The 16,825-nt window shown below is 57.9% G+C and carries 15 protein-coding genes; 7 read left to right on the top strand and 8 right to left on the bottom strand.

Features of this window, described 5'->3' with window-relative positions:
* Positions 1–10: 10 nt before the first annotated feature.
* From tldD to J8C06_RS00065, 3 genes are all read left to right on the top strand, one after another.
* Positions 11–1,453 carry a metalloprotease TldD gene (tldD, locus tag J8C06_RS00075; RefSeq protein ID WP_211428777.1) on the top strand — a complete coding sequence of 481 codons (1,443 nt, stop codon included), beginning with the start codon at positions 11–13 and terminating at the stop codon, positions 1,451–1,453.
* Between the two features lie 87 nt (positions 1,454–1,540).
* The gene (locus tag J8C06_RS00070) at positions 1,541–2,935 is read left to right on the top strand and encodes a D-alanyl-D-alanine carboxypeptidase (RefSeq protein ID WP_211428776.1); all 1,395 of its coding nucleotides are present in this window, start codon (positions 1,541–1,543) and stop codon (positions 2,933–2,935) included.
* A gap of 27 nt (positions 2,936–2,962) precedes the next feature.
* The gene (locus J8C06_RS00065) at positions 2,963–3,544 is read left to right on the top strand and encodes a hypothetical protein (protein WP_211428775.1); all 582 of its coding nucleotides are present in this window, start codon (positions 2,963–2,965) and stop codon (positions 3,542–3,544) included.
* 33 nt (positions 3,545–3,577) lie between these two features.
* Here the strand turns inward: J8C06_RS00065 and J8C06_RS00060 are convergent, their stop codons facing one another.
* Genes J8C06_RS00060 through asnS form a run of 3 tightly spaced genes read right to left on the bottom strand, consistent with a single transcriptional unit; the run spans position 3,578 to position 7,020 of the window.
* Positions 3,578–4,780, bottom strand: a complete 1,203-nt coding sequence (locus tag J8C06_RS00060; RefSeq protein ID WP_211428774.1) for a trans-sulfuration enzyme family protein — start codon at positions 4,778–4,780, stop codon at positions 3,578–3,580.
* A gap of 36 nt (positions 4,781–4,816) precedes the next feature.
* Positions 4,817–5,680, bottom strand: a complete 864-nt coding sequence (locus J8C06_RS00055) for a hypothetical protein (protein ID WP_211428773.1) — start codon at positions 5,678–5,680, stop codon at positions 4,817–4,819.
* Between the two features lie 26 nt (positions 5,681–5,706).
* Complete coding sequence (gene asnS, locus J8C06_RS00050; RefSeq protein WP_211428772.1) at positions 5,707–7,020, bottom strand: asparagine--tRNA ligase; 1,314 nt, start codon at positions 7,018–7,020, stop codon at positions 5,707–5,709.
* Positions 7,021–7,097: 77 nt separating this feature from the next.
* Between asnS and folE the strand changes: the two genes are divergently transcribed.
* Genes folE through J8C06_RS00035 form a run of 3 tightly spaced genes read left to right on the top strand, consistent with a single transcriptional unit; the run spans position 7,098 to position 9,811 of the window.
* Positions 7,098–7,712, top strand: a complete 615-nt coding sequence (gene folE, locus J8C06_RS00045) for a GTP cyclohydrolase I (RefSeq protein WP_211428771.1) — start codon at positions 7,098–7,100, stop codon at positions 7,710–7,712.
* Positions 7,713–7,750: 38 nt separating this feature from the next.
* Positions 7,751–8,188: a hypothetical protein gene (locus J8C06_RS00040; protein WP_211428770.1), complete on the top strand. Its 438-nt coding sequence runs from the start codon at positions 7,751–7,753 to the stop codon at positions 8,186–8,188.
* A gap of 6 nt (positions 8,189–8,194) precedes the next feature.
* On the top strand, positions 8,195–9,811 hold the full coding sequence (locus tag J8C06_RS00035) for an acyl-CoA carboxylase subunit beta (RefSeq protein ID WP_211428769.1): 1,617 nt from the start codon (positions 8,195–8,197) through the stop codon (positions 9,809–9,811).
* Positions 9,812–9,858: 47 nt separating this feature from the next.
* On the opposite strand, the gene J8C06_RS15480 is transcribed toward J8C06_RS00035, so the two are convergent.
* The 4 genes from J8C06_RS15480 to J8C06_RS00015 all read right to left on the bottom strand — a co-directional run bounded on the left by J8C06_RS15480 (position 9,859) and on the right by J8C06_RS00015 (position 13,252).
* Positions 9,859–10,821 carry a LabA-like NYN domain-containing protein gene (locus tag J8C06_RS15480; protein WP_455423702.1) on the bottom strand — a complete coding sequence of 321 codons (963 nt, stop codon included), beginning with the start codon at positions 10,819–10,821 and terminating at the stop codon, positions 9,859–9,861.
* Positions 10,822–10,972: 151 nt separating this feature from the next.
* On the bottom strand, positions 10,973–11,275 hold the full coding sequence (locus J8C06_RS00025) for a P-II family nitrogen regulator (protein WP_211428768.1): 303 nt from the start codon (positions 11,273–11,275) through the stop codon (positions 10,973–10,975).
* Between the two features lie 21 nt (positions 11,276–11,296).
* A complete protein-coding gene (locus J8C06_RS00020; RefSeq protein ID WP_211428767.1) occupies positions 11,297–12,382 on the bottom strand; it encodes a sodium-dependent bicarbonate transport family permease in 1,086 nt (361 codons plus the stop codon).
* An 84-nt stretch (positions 12,383–12,466) separates the two neighbouring features.
* Positions 12,467–13,252, bottom strand: coding sequence for a carbonic anhydrase (locus tag J8C06_RS00015; RefSeq protein WP_246602041.1), 786 nt, complete (start codon positions 13,250–13,252; stop codon positions 12,467–12,469).
* Positions 13,253–13,486: 234 nt separating this feature from the next.
* Here J8C06_RS00015 and J8C06_RS00010 point away from each other — a divergent pair, with 234 nt between their 5' ends.
* Positions 13,487–15,148 carry a Ppx/GppA phosphatase family protein gene (locus tag J8C06_RS00010; RefSeq protein WP_211428766.1) on the top strand — a complete coding sequence of 554 codons (1,662 nt, stop codon included), beginning with the start codon at positions 13,487–13,489 and terminating at the stop codon, positions 15,146–15,148.
* A 285-nt stretch (positions 15,149–15,433) separates the two neighbouring features.
* On the opposite strand, the gene dnaA is transcribed toward J8C06_RS00010, so the two are convergent.
* Complete coding sequence (gene dnaA / locus J8C06_RS00005; protein WP_343216858.1) at positions 15,434–16,825, bottom strand: chromosomal replication initiator protein DnaA; 1,392 nt, start codon at positions 16,823–16,825, stop codon at positions 15,434–15,436.

The following is a 16,825-nucleotide window of genomic DNA, read 5'->3' as shown; positions in this document are numbered from 1 at the left end:
GAAATTTCGCATGACCACGGATGCCATCGCTTTTTTTCTCAACCGCTATGGACTGACGACTGATGACCTCAACACACTCCTGGGCGAGGCGCTGGCGGACGGCGGCGATTACGCCGATCTGTACTTTGAATACTGCCGCACCAACTCACTCAATCTTGAAGAACACCTGATCAAGGCAGCGAACCGGTCGGTCGCGCAGGGGGTTGGCGTGCGCGTCATCGTCGGTGAAAAGACCGGCTACGCTTACACGGATGACATTTCGCGGGAGAGCATCCGCCAGGCGGCGCGGACGGCAGCGTGCATTGCCCGTGACGCGGCGAAGTCGGCCAGTCCGGTTGCCGTGACGGCGCGCGCTGCGGCGCATGACCTGTATCCGCCCGTGGAACCTGTCGGCGAGGTTTCCATCGAACGCAAAATCGAGCTGCTGAGAGACATTGATGAACGCTGCTACGCGGCCGACCGCCGAATTCAAAAAGTTCAGGTCAGCCTGGCCGACGAGTGGAAAGCCGTCATGGTCGCCACCAGCGACGGCGTCCTGACCGGTGATATGCAGCCGCTGGCGCGCATTGGCGTGATGTGCATTGCCGACCAGGACGGCGACCTGCGCGCCGGTCGCGCCGGGGGCGGCGGAAGACGGGGCTTCGGGATGTTCACCGAAGGAGAGCTAGGGCCGGAGGCTCTGGCACGCGAAGCCGTCCGGCTGGCCATCTTGCAGTTCGACGCCGTGGACGCGCCGGCCGGCCCGATGGAAGTCGTGCTTGGCCACGGCTGGCCCGGCATCCTGCTGCACGAAGCCATCGGCCACGGGCTGGAAGCCGACTTCAACCGCAAGAAAACGTCGGCTTTCTCAGACCTCATCGGGCAGCGTGTCGCCAGCGAGGCATGTACGATTGTGGACGACGGGACACTGCCCGGCAGGCGTGGCTCGCTCAACGTGGACGACGAAGGTCATCCGACTTCCCGCACCGTGCTGATTGAAAAGGGCATCCTGCGCGGCTATATCAACGATTACCTCAACGCCCGGCTCCTGGGCGTGCCGCGCACCGGCAACGGACGGCGCGAAAGCTATCGCCATATTCCGATGCCCCGCATGACGAACACCTACATGCTGGCCGGGACGGAAGCGCCGGAAGACATCGTGCGCAGTGTGAAGCGTGGGCTTTACGCGGTGCAGTTTGGCGGTGGTCAGGTGGACATCACCAGTGGCAAGTTTGTTTTCTCGGCCAGCGAAGCCTACCTGATTGAAGACGGCCGCATCACAGCACCGGTCAAGGATGCGACGCTCATCGGTCACGGACCGGAAGCCTTGACCAAGGTTACGGCCGTTGGGTGCGACCTGGAACTTGATTTAGGGGTTGGCACCTGTGGCAAAGACGGCCAAAGCGTACCGGTCGGCGTTGGGATGCCAACCATCAAAATTTCGGAGATGACAGTCGGCGGCACACAGCGCTAACATAAAACGCGCTTGCCAAGCGGCAACCCAGGGAACAACCGTCTTCACATCACTCTCAAACTCATGCCTCGAGAGGAGCGCTTCACCATGAAGTACCCGATTCGGATGACGCTCGCCGTATGGAGCGCCTGCTGCTTACTCACCGCCCCCCTGGTGGCGCAACAGCGCCCGCGTGTCATCTCCAATGATGACTTGCGGCCAGCCCCAGCCATGCACGCGGCGCGTGGTCAGGTGAGCGGCCCGGCGGCGCCGGTCGAGGAGGTTCAACCATTGCCGGGTCCGTTGACGTTGCCGGACATGGTGACGGCACGGTTACTGAGCTTTTCCCGCTCGGTGCAGTCGCACGGCATCTATTTCGAGGCACTCGATGGCTCGCCGGTGCTGAGCCTCAATGACGGAATGATGTACAACCCGGCGTCGGTCACCAAGGTCATGACCTCACTGGCGGCGCTCGAAGCCCTGGGCGTGAACTATCGCTATCCAACCCGAGTTGGCTACACCGGCACGATGGACTGGAACACCGGGACGCTGATGGGCGATCTGGTCATCAGTGGTGAATACGATCCGTCATTTGCCACGGAAAGCTTGTTCCTCATCGGGGAGCGGCTGCGTGAAATGGGTGTCCGCAACATCCAGGGCAACATTCGGATTGGCGCCGGTGTCCTGCTCAACATGCGGTCGCAGCCGGTGGTGATCGGACGTGAAATTCTTTCCACGCTCGACCGGACACGCTGGACACCCAAAACCGAGGCCGTCTGGAACGCCGTGCGCGGCGTCAAGGCCTTCAGCCACCTGCCGACCTATCAGGGCATCACCATCTCGCCCGGCAACGCCATCGTGGATGACTACACGACGCCACGTTATCCGTTGATAGAGTATCGTTCCTCGCCGTTGCTGAAGATTCTCAAGTCCATCAATGCCTACAGCAACAATGAAATGACGCACGTTGTCGGCGCGCGCGTCGGCGGCCCGGCGGGCGTGCGGCAGTACCTCATCGAGAAAGTCGGTCTTGCTCCGCAGGAAGTCTATCTGCAAACCACCTCCGGGCTTGGCCAAAACGCCGTCACGCCACGTGCCACGGTCAAAGTCATGCGCTACGCGGTGAACTGGCTCGAAAAGCGAAAGCTTTCACTGGGCGAACTGCTGCCCATTGCCGGAATAGACACCGGCACGCTGCACCGGCGCTTCACCAGTCCTGACTTGGTGGGCACGGTCATCGGCAAAACCGGAACGCTTTCATCCACGAGCGCCCTGGCCGGAATTCTCTACACGCAGAAGCGCGGACTGTTGTTCTTCGCCATTCTGGAGCGGGGTTCGCCGCATAGCCTACGAACGCTCCAGGAAGAAATCATCTCGATGGTCGCCGCTGATAGCGGCGGGGCTTTGCCGTTGGCGCTGGGTTCGGAAATGTCACCGTCGCTGTGCGAAGACGCCGTGGTGACGGAAAGCGCCGCCGCACGGACGGCCAGCACCGCTCGGTAATGGTTCTCATGACCTGCCTGATCCAAGATGACAGAAAAACCAGACGTGCCAAGAGGCATCTTGGCGGCTTTTGAATTGATGTCCGAGGAAGTGGATAGCGCCATCGGCGATCTCACTGGCGAAATCAAGCTGGCCTCGGATCAGAAGAATTTCGAGCAGGTCGAAAAACTTAGCCGTCTTTGCAAATCCCTTGTAGCGTTTCAGAAGAAGGTCGAACAACTCAAGAAAGAATGGCTTCGAGATTTCGACCAAGCGCTGCGCCAGCGTGCCCGTCAAAATCACGCCCAAGGCAAGCCATCCAAAGCCCCTCATCGCCGACTCTCCATCACGTTTCCCGATGGAACCTGCTTTGACGGCCCCGAAGCAGCCGAGTCATTTGTCAGAGCAATCGAGAAAATAGGCGCTGACAAGGTGAAAGAGCTTGGGCTTCAGGTGTGCAAGGTTCCCCTTGTCGCTACGGAAAAAGACAAAAAGTATGGATCATCGCAGCGAGCGCGCGGGGGATACTACGTGATGACCCACTGTAGTACCAAAGACAAGAAAACACTTCTGGAAGCCATTGCCCACCAACTCAAGCTAGGCCTTCAAGTCGCGCTGCTGGACAAGTAACCGGTGGTCTGCCCCTGCAACCTCACCTGGGTTTCACAGTTCCTTTGGGGAACGGAGCAGCCGTCCGCCGGGAAATACCGGCTTCGGCTCGGCGTGGGGAACGTCTCCCAAGGCTTGCGCAAGGTCGGCGATGAGATCATCCGGGTGTTCCAAGCCAATGGACAACCGAACCAGGTTTTGCGGCGCGCGCGTGCCGGGGCCTTCGGCCGATGCCCGATGCTCAATCAGACTTTCAACGCCGCCAATGCTCGTGGCGTGGGTAAAGATGCGCGTCCGCGCCGGTAGCGCCTTCGCGGCGGCATCCCCTTCCTTGAGCGTGAAGGACAGCACGCCGCCAAAGCCACTCATCTGCCGTTTGGCCGTCAAGTAACCCGGATGTTCCGGCAAGCCGGGATACAGCACCCGCTCGACGCGCTTATGCGTTGCCAGAAAGCGCGCCACCTTGAGCGCCGTTTCCGATTGGGTTCGGACACGACAGGGCAGGGTTTTCAAACTGCGCTGCAACAGCCAGCAGTCAAATGGGGATGGAACAGCTCCGCCCACAACTTGCACCCGCCGAATTCGTTCAAAAAACGCATCTTGGCGCTTCGTGATGACGACGCCCCCAAGAAGGTCGCTGTGTCCGCCGAGAAACTTCGTCGTTGAATGCACGACTAGGTCGGCCCCGAAGTCGAACGGACGCTGCAAAATCGGCGTCCCCAGCGTATTTTCGACCAACAGATGTGCCTGCTGCGCATGGGCTATCTCGGCTGCGCGCGGAAGATCCACGACCGACAGTAGCGGATTCGAGGGCGTCTCGACCCAGACCAGTGCCGTGTTGGTTCGCATGGCGGCGGCTATGGCTTCGGGCTGGGTGGCGTCCACAAAGGTTGCCTCCAGTGACCAGTCCGCAAAGATGTCTTTCAGCAGGACAGCCGTGCCGTAGTAGGTATCCTGCGCAATCACGACGTGCTGCGCGGGCGTCAGCGCCTGAAACACCGCCGCCGCCGCCGCGTTGCCCGAAGCAAAGCAGGCGGCCGCCGCACCACCTTCGAGCAGCGCCAGGCTGGTTTCCAGCGCGCGCCGGTTTGGGTTGCCCTCGCGGGTGTATTCAAATCCGCGTGGGCAGGCGCCGGTCGCGTCGCGCTCGTAGTTGGTTGCCAAGTGAATGGGTGGCATCACGGCCCCGGTGGTCGGATCAGGCGTTCGACCGGCGTGAACGGCCAATGTTTCAATGTGATGGGCATCCTGGCTCATGTGAGGACTCCTGGCGCGGGTTCGTCGCGGGGTCGGTTAGTTGAGGGTTTTGTTGCCGGGCGTGTCTTTCTCGATGCGCGCGCCGCCGTAGTTGCGGTAACGCACGCCGTTTCGATCCGCATAGAACGAATAGCGGCCGTCATAGTTGTGCCGTTTCGGAATGACGTAAATGGCATAGTCCCGACGATCTGGCGTGACGACGATTTCAATCGTGTGCCCGACGATTTCCCCGGTTTGTAACAGTTCCAGTATTTTGGCAATGCCTTCTCGAAACTGTCCGCGCTGCGCGATGAGTTCTGGCAGCGTGCCATATTGCCCGCGGTTGTTGCGCGCAAACACTTGCTCGATTTCGATCAACTGCGTCACCAACCGCGCTATTGCGTCTTCGTTCTGGGCCATGGTGAGAAAGACGCCTTCCTCACTGAGCTTGAAGAAGTTGCCGCCATGCGCCACGGCCAGCGCCTGGGTTTCACGGTCTCCGATCAGCCAGCGCCCTTCGCTCAGAATCAGTCCGATTGGAGCCGTCGTCGTCTGTGGCTTGCCGTTGGCGACGATACCCGAAGGAATGACGACAAACACGGTCGCATCCTCGCCGGTGACGGTCTCGCCACTCGTCATCAACTTCTCTGGAATGCCGCCACTCAGCTTGAGAAACTCCGGCTCGAGGTCGGCCATCTGCTGCGCTGTCAACTTCGCGACGGCCGGCCCGCATACGTGAAGCTCAAAAGCTTCGGCAAATCGGCGCTCCCGAAGCAAGCTGTAAAAAGCCTGGACGGTTTCGGTTGGCGTCCGCGGTGGTGCGTCTGCTGCTTTGGTCGGCGCTTGCGCCACGGCCGCGCCGGTAAACCAGCCGGTGAAGACAAGCGTGAGCCAGCACAGGGTGATCGTATGCCTCATCATGGTCGTGTTTCGGGACGATGGTTGGACTAGGGCCGTAGCCGGTACAGCATGCGCGGAAAAGGGATGGTCTCGCGGACGTGTTCCAGCCCGCACAACCACGCCACACACCGCTCGATCCCCATGCCGAAACCGGCGTGCGGAACCGAGCCGTATTTGCGTAAATCGAGATACCACTCAAACGCTTCGCGCGGCAGGTTATGGTCGGCGATACGTTGCACGAGCTTGTCATAAGACTGCATGCGCTGCCCGCCGCCGATGATTTCCCCATAACCTTCAGGCGCAAGGACATCCAGGCACAGCGCAACCTCTGGACGCTCCGGGTCTTCTTCCATGTAGAACGCCTTGACCTGCGCCGGATAGCGATGGACGATCACCGGGCGGTCAAACTGCTGCGCCAAATAGGTTTCATCGGGAGCGCCGAAATCGCCGCCCCATTCAAAGTCGTGATCGAGCGCGCCTTCCGCATGGGCCGCGCGCAGCATCTTTACGGCTTCGTCGTAAGCCAGCCGGGGAAATGGCGGGGTGACGGCTTCCAGCTTCGTCACGTCGCGCTCCAGCAACTTGAGTTCTTCTTTTCGGCGCTCCAAAACGCGCGCCACGATAAAGCTGAGAAACCGCTCGGCCAGCGTCATCATGTCGTCGAGCGTGGCGTAGGCAACCTCTGGCTCAACCATCCAGAACTCGGTCAGATGGCGGCGCGTCTTGGATTTCTCGGCCCGAAACGTCGGCCCGAAGCAATACACCTTGCCAAATGCCGCAGCCGTAGCTTCGTTGTAAAGCTGCCCCGATTGCGTGAGGTACGCTTTGCCATCGTCAAAGTAATCCAACTCAAAAAGCGTCGTTGTCCCCTCACAAGCCGCAGGTGTCAAAACCGGTGTGTCGGCCAAGATGAACCCGTCGTTGTCGAGGAAATCCCGCACTGCCCGAATCACTTCGTGCCGAACGCGCAAAATGGCATGTTGCCGTTTCGAGCGAAGCCACAAGTGACGGTGATCCATGAGGAACTCAATGCCATGCTCTTTGGGTGTGATTGGGTAATCGTGCGCAAGTTGAACAATGTCAAGCTCCCTTACATCAAGTTCATACACGCCGGGGCGCTTGGGATGTTCACGCGGCGTCCCGGTGACCATCACGGAAGACTCCTGAGTGAGCGCGGCCGCCTGATTCCAAACTTCTTCAGAAACGGCGTTTTTAGCCACCACCGCCTGGACGATGCCAGAGCCATCCCGAACTTCGAGAAACAAGAGCTTGCCACTCGACCGTGCGTTGTAGAGCCAACCTTTGATCGTGATTTCTTGTCCAAGACAAGCTGCCAAATCAGCAATGCGAACGTGATTCATGATGGTTATCATTCAAGCGCAACGAAGTAGAGTTGTGATAGCGTGTTCGTTGCCATCCGCGCTGGGTGGGACATAGCATGCCGAACGACGACGAGCAAACCAAGCCTGAAATCATCCGTGAACCTGACTTGCTGACAGCGGCCCGCGCCATGCGGCAGCTCCTGAACTCGCTTCGGCTGACGCCTGACCGTGACGTGCATCTTGAACACACAGCGGAAAACGTTACGGACTTCTGGGCGGAGTTTTTCGCCCCCTTCATTGCGGACCAGCCTTGTCCGGAAATTTCAACGTTCCCGGCCCAGGAACTCGCCGGACAGTTCGTCGCAGTCGGTAAGCTATCTTTTCATTCGATGTGCGCCCACCATTTGACGCCGTTTTTTGGCGTGGCGCACATTGCCTACGTCCCTGATGCGTTGGGCATTGGCATTGGCGCGCCGGCCAAGCTGCTCGACTATGCGGCGCGCCGCCCGCAGCTCCAGGAACGCCTCGCGGCTGACGTTGCCACGGCGCTGGAGCGAGCCTGTCACCCACGTGGCATCGCGGTTTGCCTGATTGCGCGGCAGATGTGCATGGAAATGCGCGGCGCGCGCGCCACCGGCCGCGTGGAAAGCACGGTGCTGCGTGGCTGCTTTCAGGAAGTTGCCTGGCGCGAACAGTTTTTCAACTACCTGGCCCGGCAGACAACCGACTAAGCCGGTCAGGGATATTTTTCTCAAGGAGTCATAGAACCATGATTCGCATGCATAACGCTCTGGCGGGCTTCGTTGGACTGACGCTCCTGCTGGGTGGCGCCGGATTGGCGCTGACCGAGCGCGGCAACGCGCAAGAACCTACAACCGGCGTGGCTCCAAAACCCAAAGCCCCCTGGAAAGCTCAGGAAGAGTTTCATTCCGTCCTGGCTGGAACCTTCCACCCCATGGAAGATGGCGACTTTGCCCCCGTACGCAAACGCGCCGACGAAATGGCGCGCAAAGCGCGGCTGTGGTCACGTTCAAAGCCGCCCAAAGGCTATGAAGCAGCCAAGCTGCGTCCATTGCTGGCCAAGCTGGAACGCGAGGCGGCCGAAGTGGCAAAACTCGTGGCGCAACAAGCCGATGACGAAGCCATCAAGCAGGCGCTCAACAAGCTCCATGACCGCTACCACGAAATTGCCGGCGAGTGCCGCTAAGCTAACATGTCTCAAACGCTTGAAGCCCTGACGGCGGAACTTTGGGAACTCGAGGCGCGGCTGCGGCTGGGTGGCGGCGAAGCCAAAATCGAACGCCTGCATGCGCAAGGCAGATTGACAGCGCGTGAGCGGGTGGCCGCTTTGCTCGATCCCGATTCTCCGTTCCTTGAAATCGGTTTGCTCGTCGCCTACGACCAGTACGATGGACAAGCGCCGGCGGCCGGCGTCGTCACCGGCATCGGCCGCTGCCATGGACGGGAAATCGTCGTCGTGGCCAATGATCCAACCGTCAAGGCCGGAGCCTGGTTTCCTGAAACCATCACGAAAATGCTACGGGCGCAGGAAATCGCCATGCGCTGCCGGACGCCGATTGTCTATCTCGTGGACTCTGCCGGGGTAAACTTGCCCTATCAGGGTGGCGTCTTTCCAGGACAGTACGGCGCGGCGCGGTTGTTTTATTACAACTCGCTCATGCGACGACATTTGCGCATTCCCCAACTGGCAGCGGTCATGGGTCAATGCATTGCCGGTGGCGCTTATCTTCCGGCGTTGTCAGATGTCATCGTGATGGTCGAGGGAACGAGCTTTATGGGACTGGGCGGCGTCAACCTTGTGCGCGGAGCAACCGGGCAAAGCTCCGATCCAGAGGCTTTGGGCGGAGCGCGGATGCACACCGAAGTTTCAGGGGTTGCCCATTATCGTGAGCCGGATGATCGGGCCTGCCTGGCGCGGCTGCGGCGGCTGGTGGCTGAACTCCCACCCCCCCCGCCGCGCGTGGTTGCTGTTGGCGAAGCCCGTCCACCTCAGCGCGACCCACGCGAAGCCTATCAGCTTCTGCCGGTTGACCATCGTTTACCTTACGAAGCCGAAGCCTTCCTTGACACCTTGCTCGACGCTGATTCCTTTGACGAGTTTCAGCCCGACCATGCCCGCGAGATGATTTGCGCTCAGGCGCGAATCGAAGGCATTCCAGTCGGATTGCTTGCCAACCGACGCGGACTCATCAAATCATCCGGCGCCGCGCCGCCGCGCTTTGGCGGTATCGTTTACCGGGAAAGCGCCGAAAAAGCGGCTTACTTCATCGAGACGTGCAACCGCCACCGCCGACCACTACTGTTTGTGCAGGACGTATCGGGCTTTATGGTCGGCGTGGAGGCCGAGCAGTCAGGGATCATTCGCGCCGGTGCGCACTTCGTGGAGGCGATGGCAACGGCTACCGTGCCGAAACTGGTGCTGACAGTCAACCACGCATCTGGCGCAGGCTACTACGCCATGGCTGGCCAGGGTTTTGATCCAAACTTTATTTTCTCGCTCCCCACCGGACGCATGGGTGTCATGGAAGGTGAGTCGGCCGTCATGGCGCTTTTTTCAGCGCAACTAGAAAAGCTCAAGGCAGCGGGACAATCGCCCGATGCAGCCCTTCAATCCGAAATGGACAAGGTGCGGGCCACCTATGAGGCCCAGCTCGATGCAAAGTTTGCCGCCGCGCGTGGTTTCTGTGACGCAGTTCTTGCGCCGGAAGATGTTCGCCCAATGCTCAAACTGGCGCTCGAAACCTGCCTCAACCAGCCCGGTCCGCACCTCGGCCCGTTCGTGCTTACAGGAACCCAACTGCCAGACTGAAAGCCGAAATTTGATGGCAACAGTGAAACGAGCCGTGGCGAGTGCTTTTAGGGATGCTCCGACGGGGGTAGGTCGCCTATGTCAGGACTCACGTTGCCACCGGGCGCGCTTTCTTGTTCTACCAGCTCGGAAGCTTCCCAAGTCTCATCTGGAATCATGGGATGCTCGCCTGATTGCAGCGTGGCCACAATGACGTTGTCATCGGTGATCAGGGGTGACTCAGGTTTCGGCACCGGGTCGCCCGCTGGTGACTGAGGCAGACTAGCCAGCAACTCCGGCGCGTCAACCGCTGGACAAGGTTGGTCTGGTTGCTCGACAAGCGGAGCGTCCAGTTCCTGTCCATCGTGCGAGCCACCGTCTTCCTTGCCGGGCTCAGGTCCGGTTTCAGCCCTGGGCAAGTCTGGGGTAAGCGACCATTCTCCGCTGAGGCGCAGGGCTTCCGTTTGTTGTGAGTCGCGCTTGCTTGGTGACTTGCTAATATCGGCAACGATGCCGTCCAGCTCGTGAAAGCGGTCGGCAACGTCAATCAACCGTGGTGAGGTATTCGCCCGAAAACCCGCGACTTCAACCCTTACGCCCTTGTAGGCAATGACATTCAAGGCATAGGTAAAATCTTCGTCGCCACTGACGAGGATAGCCGTGTCGTACTTGTCAGCCAGCGACAGCATATCCACAGCAATTTCAACATCCAGGTTAGCTTTCTTCGTTCCGTCGGGGAAGGTCTTGAGTTCTTTCTGCACGACCCGGTACCCATTCCGGCGCATCCAAAGCAAAAAGCCTTGCTGGCGTTCGGCCTGCTGGTCAACACCAGTGTAGAAAAAAGCCCTCAGAAGCGGATCCTCACCCCGGAGGTGTGTCAGTAATTTGGCATAGTCTATTTCGACGCCGGCCGAGCGGGCGGCGTGGAATAGGTTGTTGCCGTCAATGAAGATGGCAATGCGACCTCGATTTGAGGGCGCATGAATCATGTGCGACCCGGAGGAACTACTCCGGGGATCATTGGACGCCATGCAATCGCTTTCTCTGAACCAAAGAATAGTATTGGATTGAAAAGTTAGTTAGTTTCCAGCTTTTCATCATTCTAGTTTCGGTTGGAAAGCAAGTCAAAAGGTGCGCCGAAAAGCGTGCTGTGATGGTTGACAGTGGCTTGATTGCTTTGCGCTAGGTAAACTTTTCCACCCGCAGAATGTTCACGCTTTGCACATAGACCACCACGGCGAAGTGAGGCATGTAGCGTTCGGCGACCCGCGCCAGGATGGCGTCGGCCACGGGATCAGAGACGATGGTTTCAATCCGAACGTTCTCACCTTCCCACTCACTCTTCCGCGCGCCATGCCACCCCTCACCACGAACTCGGCTGGCGCTATACCCCCGCGCGCCCAAGTTGAGAATTTCTTTTGTCAGCCGTGGCTCAAGCTCATCTTCAGCAATAATGACCACGAGTTTCATCTCAGACTTCTGCATCGTGATGCTCCTCCTGAGGACCTAGAGTCCATAAATTTTGACGGCAAGGAAGTGATAGAGCGGTAGCCCAATGATGATGTTGAACGGAAACGTAATCGCCAGCGAGGCGGTCAGGTAATACGTCGGACTCGCTTTCGGCAGTGCCACTCGGCAGGCAGCAGGTGCGGCAATGTAAGAGGCGCTAGCAGCCAAAACCCCTAGAACTGTCGCCCCAGCCATGGTCAACCCAGCCGCTTTGCCCGTCAGGATACCGGCCAGGGCGCTTGCAATCGGCATCAGGATGCCGAACCCTACCAAAAACATTCCGACCTTTTTCAAATCACCTAACCGGCGTCCTGTTACCAGCCCGGCTTCAAGCAAAAACAGGGTCAGTATCCCACGAAATGGGGCATCAAACCACGGAGCGACCTGATCCCAACCACGCTTGCCTGATGCGTAACCAATCACCAGAAAGCCAACGAGCAGTAAGGTACTCTTTCCGGCCAGCAACTCGCGCAGGACGTCGCCCATCGTGGCGTTGTCATCCGAAGCCAGCGCCGCGTCCTTCCCTTGCAAGCGGGCGATAATGATCGCGACCAAGATGGCCGGAACCTCCATGATGGTCAGAAGTGAGGGCAGGAAGCCTTCGTAGTTCAACCCCTGAGCCTTGTAGAGTCCCAGCGCCGCCGGGGCATCCGCGGCAGTTCCAGCCGCAACCGTACCAGCTTCGATGGCCATCCGAAGCGCTTCTTCTTTGAGCGTATCGTGGAAAGCGATGGCTTCACCAAAGGTCACGGCTGAAACCGAACCATAGTGGGCGGCAATCGCAGCCGCATTCCAAATGTCGAATTTTCCAAACTGGCGTAGGATGTGGTAAGCCACGATTGGTATCACAACGCCTAGCGCAATCGCAGCTAGCCCTGGCCGCCAAAAATCATCCAGGTTGCTGATGGAGAGCTTGTAACCACCTTTCAACCCGATGGCGACAAGTAAGTAGATTGTCAGTGCCGTGTATAACTCCTCTGGGAACTTCAGATCGCTTTTGACACGGGTGGCAATGACACCAAGGATGAAAGCCAACACCATTGGTGATAACAAGCTCAGAAACATGGCTTGTGTAGCGTTCATGTGACTCCTCTATGCTTGGTTTTCTAGGTAAAGAGTGGAGGTAAGGTTGGCATCGTCTTCAGCCGTGCCAACCCACTGGACTAACTATTCAACGAGCGTGACAAGACCGGTCTCAATGTCGTAAACGCCACCGACGACCTTGAGCTTGCCTTCCCGAACCCGCTTGGCCAGCACCGGCTCAAGCCCTTTGAGCTTTTCGACTTGCATGCGGACATTTTCACGAATGGCATTTTGAACCTCATCCCCAGGCTGCCCCTTGACCCTTTGGGCGGCTGGCTTGATGTCATTGATGAGCGTCACGATGTGCCCAGGGACTTCGGGAACCTGAACGGCTGCCTGCACGGCACCGCACTTGGTGTGTCCCAGCACGAAAATGAGCTTTGCCCCAAGGACCTCCTCTGCAAACTCGATGCTTCCCCAGGAAGAGTAGGTTGAGACTTGACCGGCCGTTCGGACAATAAACAAGTCACCCAGGCCCTGGTCAAAAACGATCTCGTTGGGAACTCGTGAATCAGAGCAGCCCACAATAATGGCAAATGGCTTTTGCCCTTTGGCCGTCTCACGGATGCGCGCAATATCCTGGCGCGGGTGGATAGTTTTGCCCGCAGCAAAGCGGCCATTGCCTTCCATCAAAACCTTGAGTGCCATGTCAGGATCGGCTTGAAGCTCTTCGTTGGTCCAGGTTTTTTCCTCAGTGGCTTGCTCAGGCACGCTTACTGCGGGTTGGTTGCCAGCGGGCTTCATCGGCGATGGACGCGCCGGCTTTGGGGACTGGGCAACGGCGACCGGTTGTACGAAGGCCAGCGCCAGCGCTGGCGCAAAAAAAACGCTGGCCAGTCGTTGTCCAAAATGGTAATGGTGGGAAAACATGGGTTAGCATTCCTCCATAAGGCGAAAGTGGTTGCCAAACGGCTTGGGTGTTCAAGCGGATTGGTTCGGCGTCAGTAGGATGAATCGCCCCACTTTCGCACCGTCTTTGGGCGGCGTCAGTTGCTTGAGTCACGGCTTTTTTTTTGCTAGCCTCGCCACACTCGTTTGTCGTAGCTTGGTTTCGTCGTTCCCGAAGCAACAGTTATCCTTATCTAGTGTTTTTGGAATTCAGCGTTGTCTGCGGCTGCCCGTCAAAGTCATTCACCCAGGCCGGGTCCAGCGATTCACCGCGTCGCCGCGATAGACATTGGCTCTAACTCAATTCACCTCATTGTCGCTGAAGCGCGGACAGGTGAGCGACTGCGTGTTATCGAGCGCGAAAAAGACACCGTTCGACTAGCGGCAGGGTTGACTGAAACGCACCACCTCACAGACGAAAAAATCAAAGCGGCAGTAGCGACCTTGCGCCGATTCACCGATCTGGCGCAGGCGCATGGCGTCACCGCCATACTCACGGTTGCGACGAGCGCGATACGCGAAGCCTGGAATCGGGAAGTTTTTCTCCAGCGCGTGGAGCAGGACGTTGGTCTCCGTGTCGAGATTCTTTCGGGCATCGAAGAAGCGCGGCTCATTGCGCTGGCTGTGGCTGAAGTCACAGATTTTCAAGGTGAGCGCGCGCTTATCGTGGACATTGGTGGGGGAAGCACAGAATTTATTCTGACAACCGGACAAGCGCCGCACTATCTGGCCTCCGTCAAACTCGGCGCGGTTCGTCTTCACGAGCAGTTTTTGAGTCGCCAGGACCCACCCACCCGTGCCGATGTCACCGCCCTCACAACGCACATCCGAAGTGGGCTAACGCGCACAGTGCGGGAAATCCAGGAAGCCGGCGGCTTCCAACGAGTCGTTGGCACGTCAGGAACCATTCTGGCGCTTGCAGCCGCGAAATTTGATGCGTCGTACCCCATAGCCAAAAAAGTCACCACCGCACGGAGATTCTACCCACCTTTCGATGCTTTCACCTCAGAACTCACCTACGCCGCGCTTCAGACGCTCAACCGCCGCTTACAGCGGCTATCGCACAAGGAACGCCGGAAGCTGCCAGGCATTGATAGTCGCCGTGCGGACATCATCATCGCCGGCGGCATTCTGCTCGAAACCATCTTTCAAGAACTCAACTTTACCCAGCTTACGACGTGCGAATGGTCATTACGGGAAGGCGTTGTGATTAACTACCTGCGCGAGCAAGGTTGGGACTTGGGCGACGCGCCAGTGAGCGCCAAGGATATCCGCCAGCGCAGTGTTCTTGCCGTGGCCCACCGCTACGCCTATGAACCCGCCCACGCCCACCACACAGCCCGGCTCGCTGAACGTATCTTTGATCAAACCACCGCGCTTCATGGGCTTGGTGAGCTAGAACGGGAATGGCTGGGTTACGCCGCGCTCCTTCACGACATTGGTTACCACATTGCCCACACAAGCCACCACAAACACGCCATGTATCTCATCCGTCACGCTGAGATGCCTGGTTTCCACGGGCACGAGATTGCCATCCTGGCGAACTTGGCTCGTTATCACCGTGGCTCCCTCCCAAAACGAAAGCACGACGACTTCATGCGTTTGGCACCCACCCACCAGGAAACCATCACCAAGCTCATTCCGATTCTCAGACTTGCCGATGCCTTGGACCGACGCCATGCGGGCAAGGTTCAGGACATCAAAATTGAGTTGCAAGGAACCGACCTGCGGATGATTCCTGTCCCAGCCGCACAGGCGGATATAGACCTGGAGCTTTGGTGCGCCCAGCAAGTTTTACCAATCTGGACTAGCGCGTTCCCTGGCATCCTACCGCGAGTCGAGGTCGAGCCAGCTTCTAGAGCTGCTCAGCATGCCTAAGGCTCATACGGGAAACTCGCGCGGCTATGTTTTACTACAACTCATGAATACCTTTAGTCATGGTTCCTAGTAGTAGTAGTAGGGCCTGTGGAAATGTGGAAAAAAAATATAAACCATTGATGGCTAAGCTTTTATCATCTAATTAGGCTGTGGAAGAACCTGTGGAAAAAAAGCCCTCATCTGTGGAACCTGTGGAAAAAAGGGACAGCGAGGTAAACGGTTCCACAGGTTCCACAGGTCATCCACAGGGAGTTTTCCACAGATCTGTGGAAAACTTGTGTAAATCTATTTAAATGAACTAATTAGATTGTTGATGAGCCTGTGGAAATCGCTCTGCTTCTGGTAAAGGCGTGAGATTTTTTCGCAGCTATGCAAGACGGTCGTATGGTGTTTGTTGCCAAAGTGCCGTCCAATCTCAGGCAAGCTATGATTGGTGAGTTGCTTGCAGAGATACATCGCAACTTGGCGGGGGACGGCGATATTGCGCGAGTTGTTCTTTGACTTGAGGTCAGCCACCCGTAGTCCATAGTGATCACTGACCACTCGCTGAATCATCTCGATGGTGATGGGGCGTTCTTCTTCCTCGATATTGAGGACTTCTTTGCAAAGCTCAATATCAATCGGGCGGCGCTGGAACGACGCACAGGCCACCAGCCGGATGAGGGAGCCTTCCAATTCACGAATGTTTGACTTGATTTTCCCAGCAATAAAGAGCGCAACATTGTCGCTCAGGTCTATTTTTTCAATATCGGCCTTCCGCTTCAAAATGGCGACCTTGGTCTCAAGGTCAGGTGGCTGGAGGTCAGCAATGAGTCCCCACTCGAAGCGTGAGTGAAGTCGCTCCTCCAGGGTTGGAATTTCACGCGGTGGGCAGTCACTTGAGATAACGATCTGCTTTTGAGCGTCGTAGAGCGCGTTGAACGTGTGGAAGAACTCTTCCTGCGTGCGCTCCTTGCCGGCAATGAACTGAATGTCGTCAATCAGGAGTACGTCGATGCTGCGGTATTTCTCACGGAAGGCCTGGGCCTTGTCGTAGCGAATGGCATTGATGAGTTCGTTCATGAACTTTTCCGATGAGATGTAAACCAACCGCATGTGTCGGTCCCGGCTGCGGATTGATTGGCCAATCGCATGCATCAAGTGAGTTTTCCCGAGTCCGACGCCACCATAGATGAACAACGGGTTGTATGTGCGAGTCGGCGTGTCGGCCACCGCCATCGCCGCTGCGCGGGCAAATTGATTGCAGGAGCCAACAACGAAAGTCTCGAAGGTGTACTTGGGGTTGAGGGGCAGTTCGAGGGGTTCGAGGTCAACGATGCGCGCCCCAGCTAGGCCATCTGGTAAGTCAGGGTCAAGCGCCCCATACGTCGTCGTGTCGTGAGCTTTGAGTGTGTCGCCTTCCACCAGCCCATTTGATGTCCTAGTATCATTTGACTCGGCGTAAACAAACGCTAAGCGCGCGTGACCACATCCAACAGCTTTCAGTGCTTCTTCGACAACATCGTGGTAAGTTTCGGTAATCCAGTCTTCATAGCTTCGATTCGGAACGCAGAGATAGATAGTATCGCCTTGGCAAGCCTGCAGTGTGGCAGGCTTGAACCACGTGCTAAAGCTCTCGTGGTTGATGCGTTTTTCGATTTCCCCCAGGAAAGAGATCCACTTATCGTCATCCATCAT

The sequence above is a fragment of the Chloracidobacterium validum genome (assembly GCF_018304825.1).
Taxonomy (GTDB): Bacteria; Acidobacteriota; Blastocatellia; order Chloracidobacteriales; family Chloracidobacteriaceae; genus Chloracidobacterium; species Chloracidobacterium validum.
Note: the sequence above shows the minus strand (reverse complement) of the source record. Positions and strands in the feature narration are given on the sequence as shown.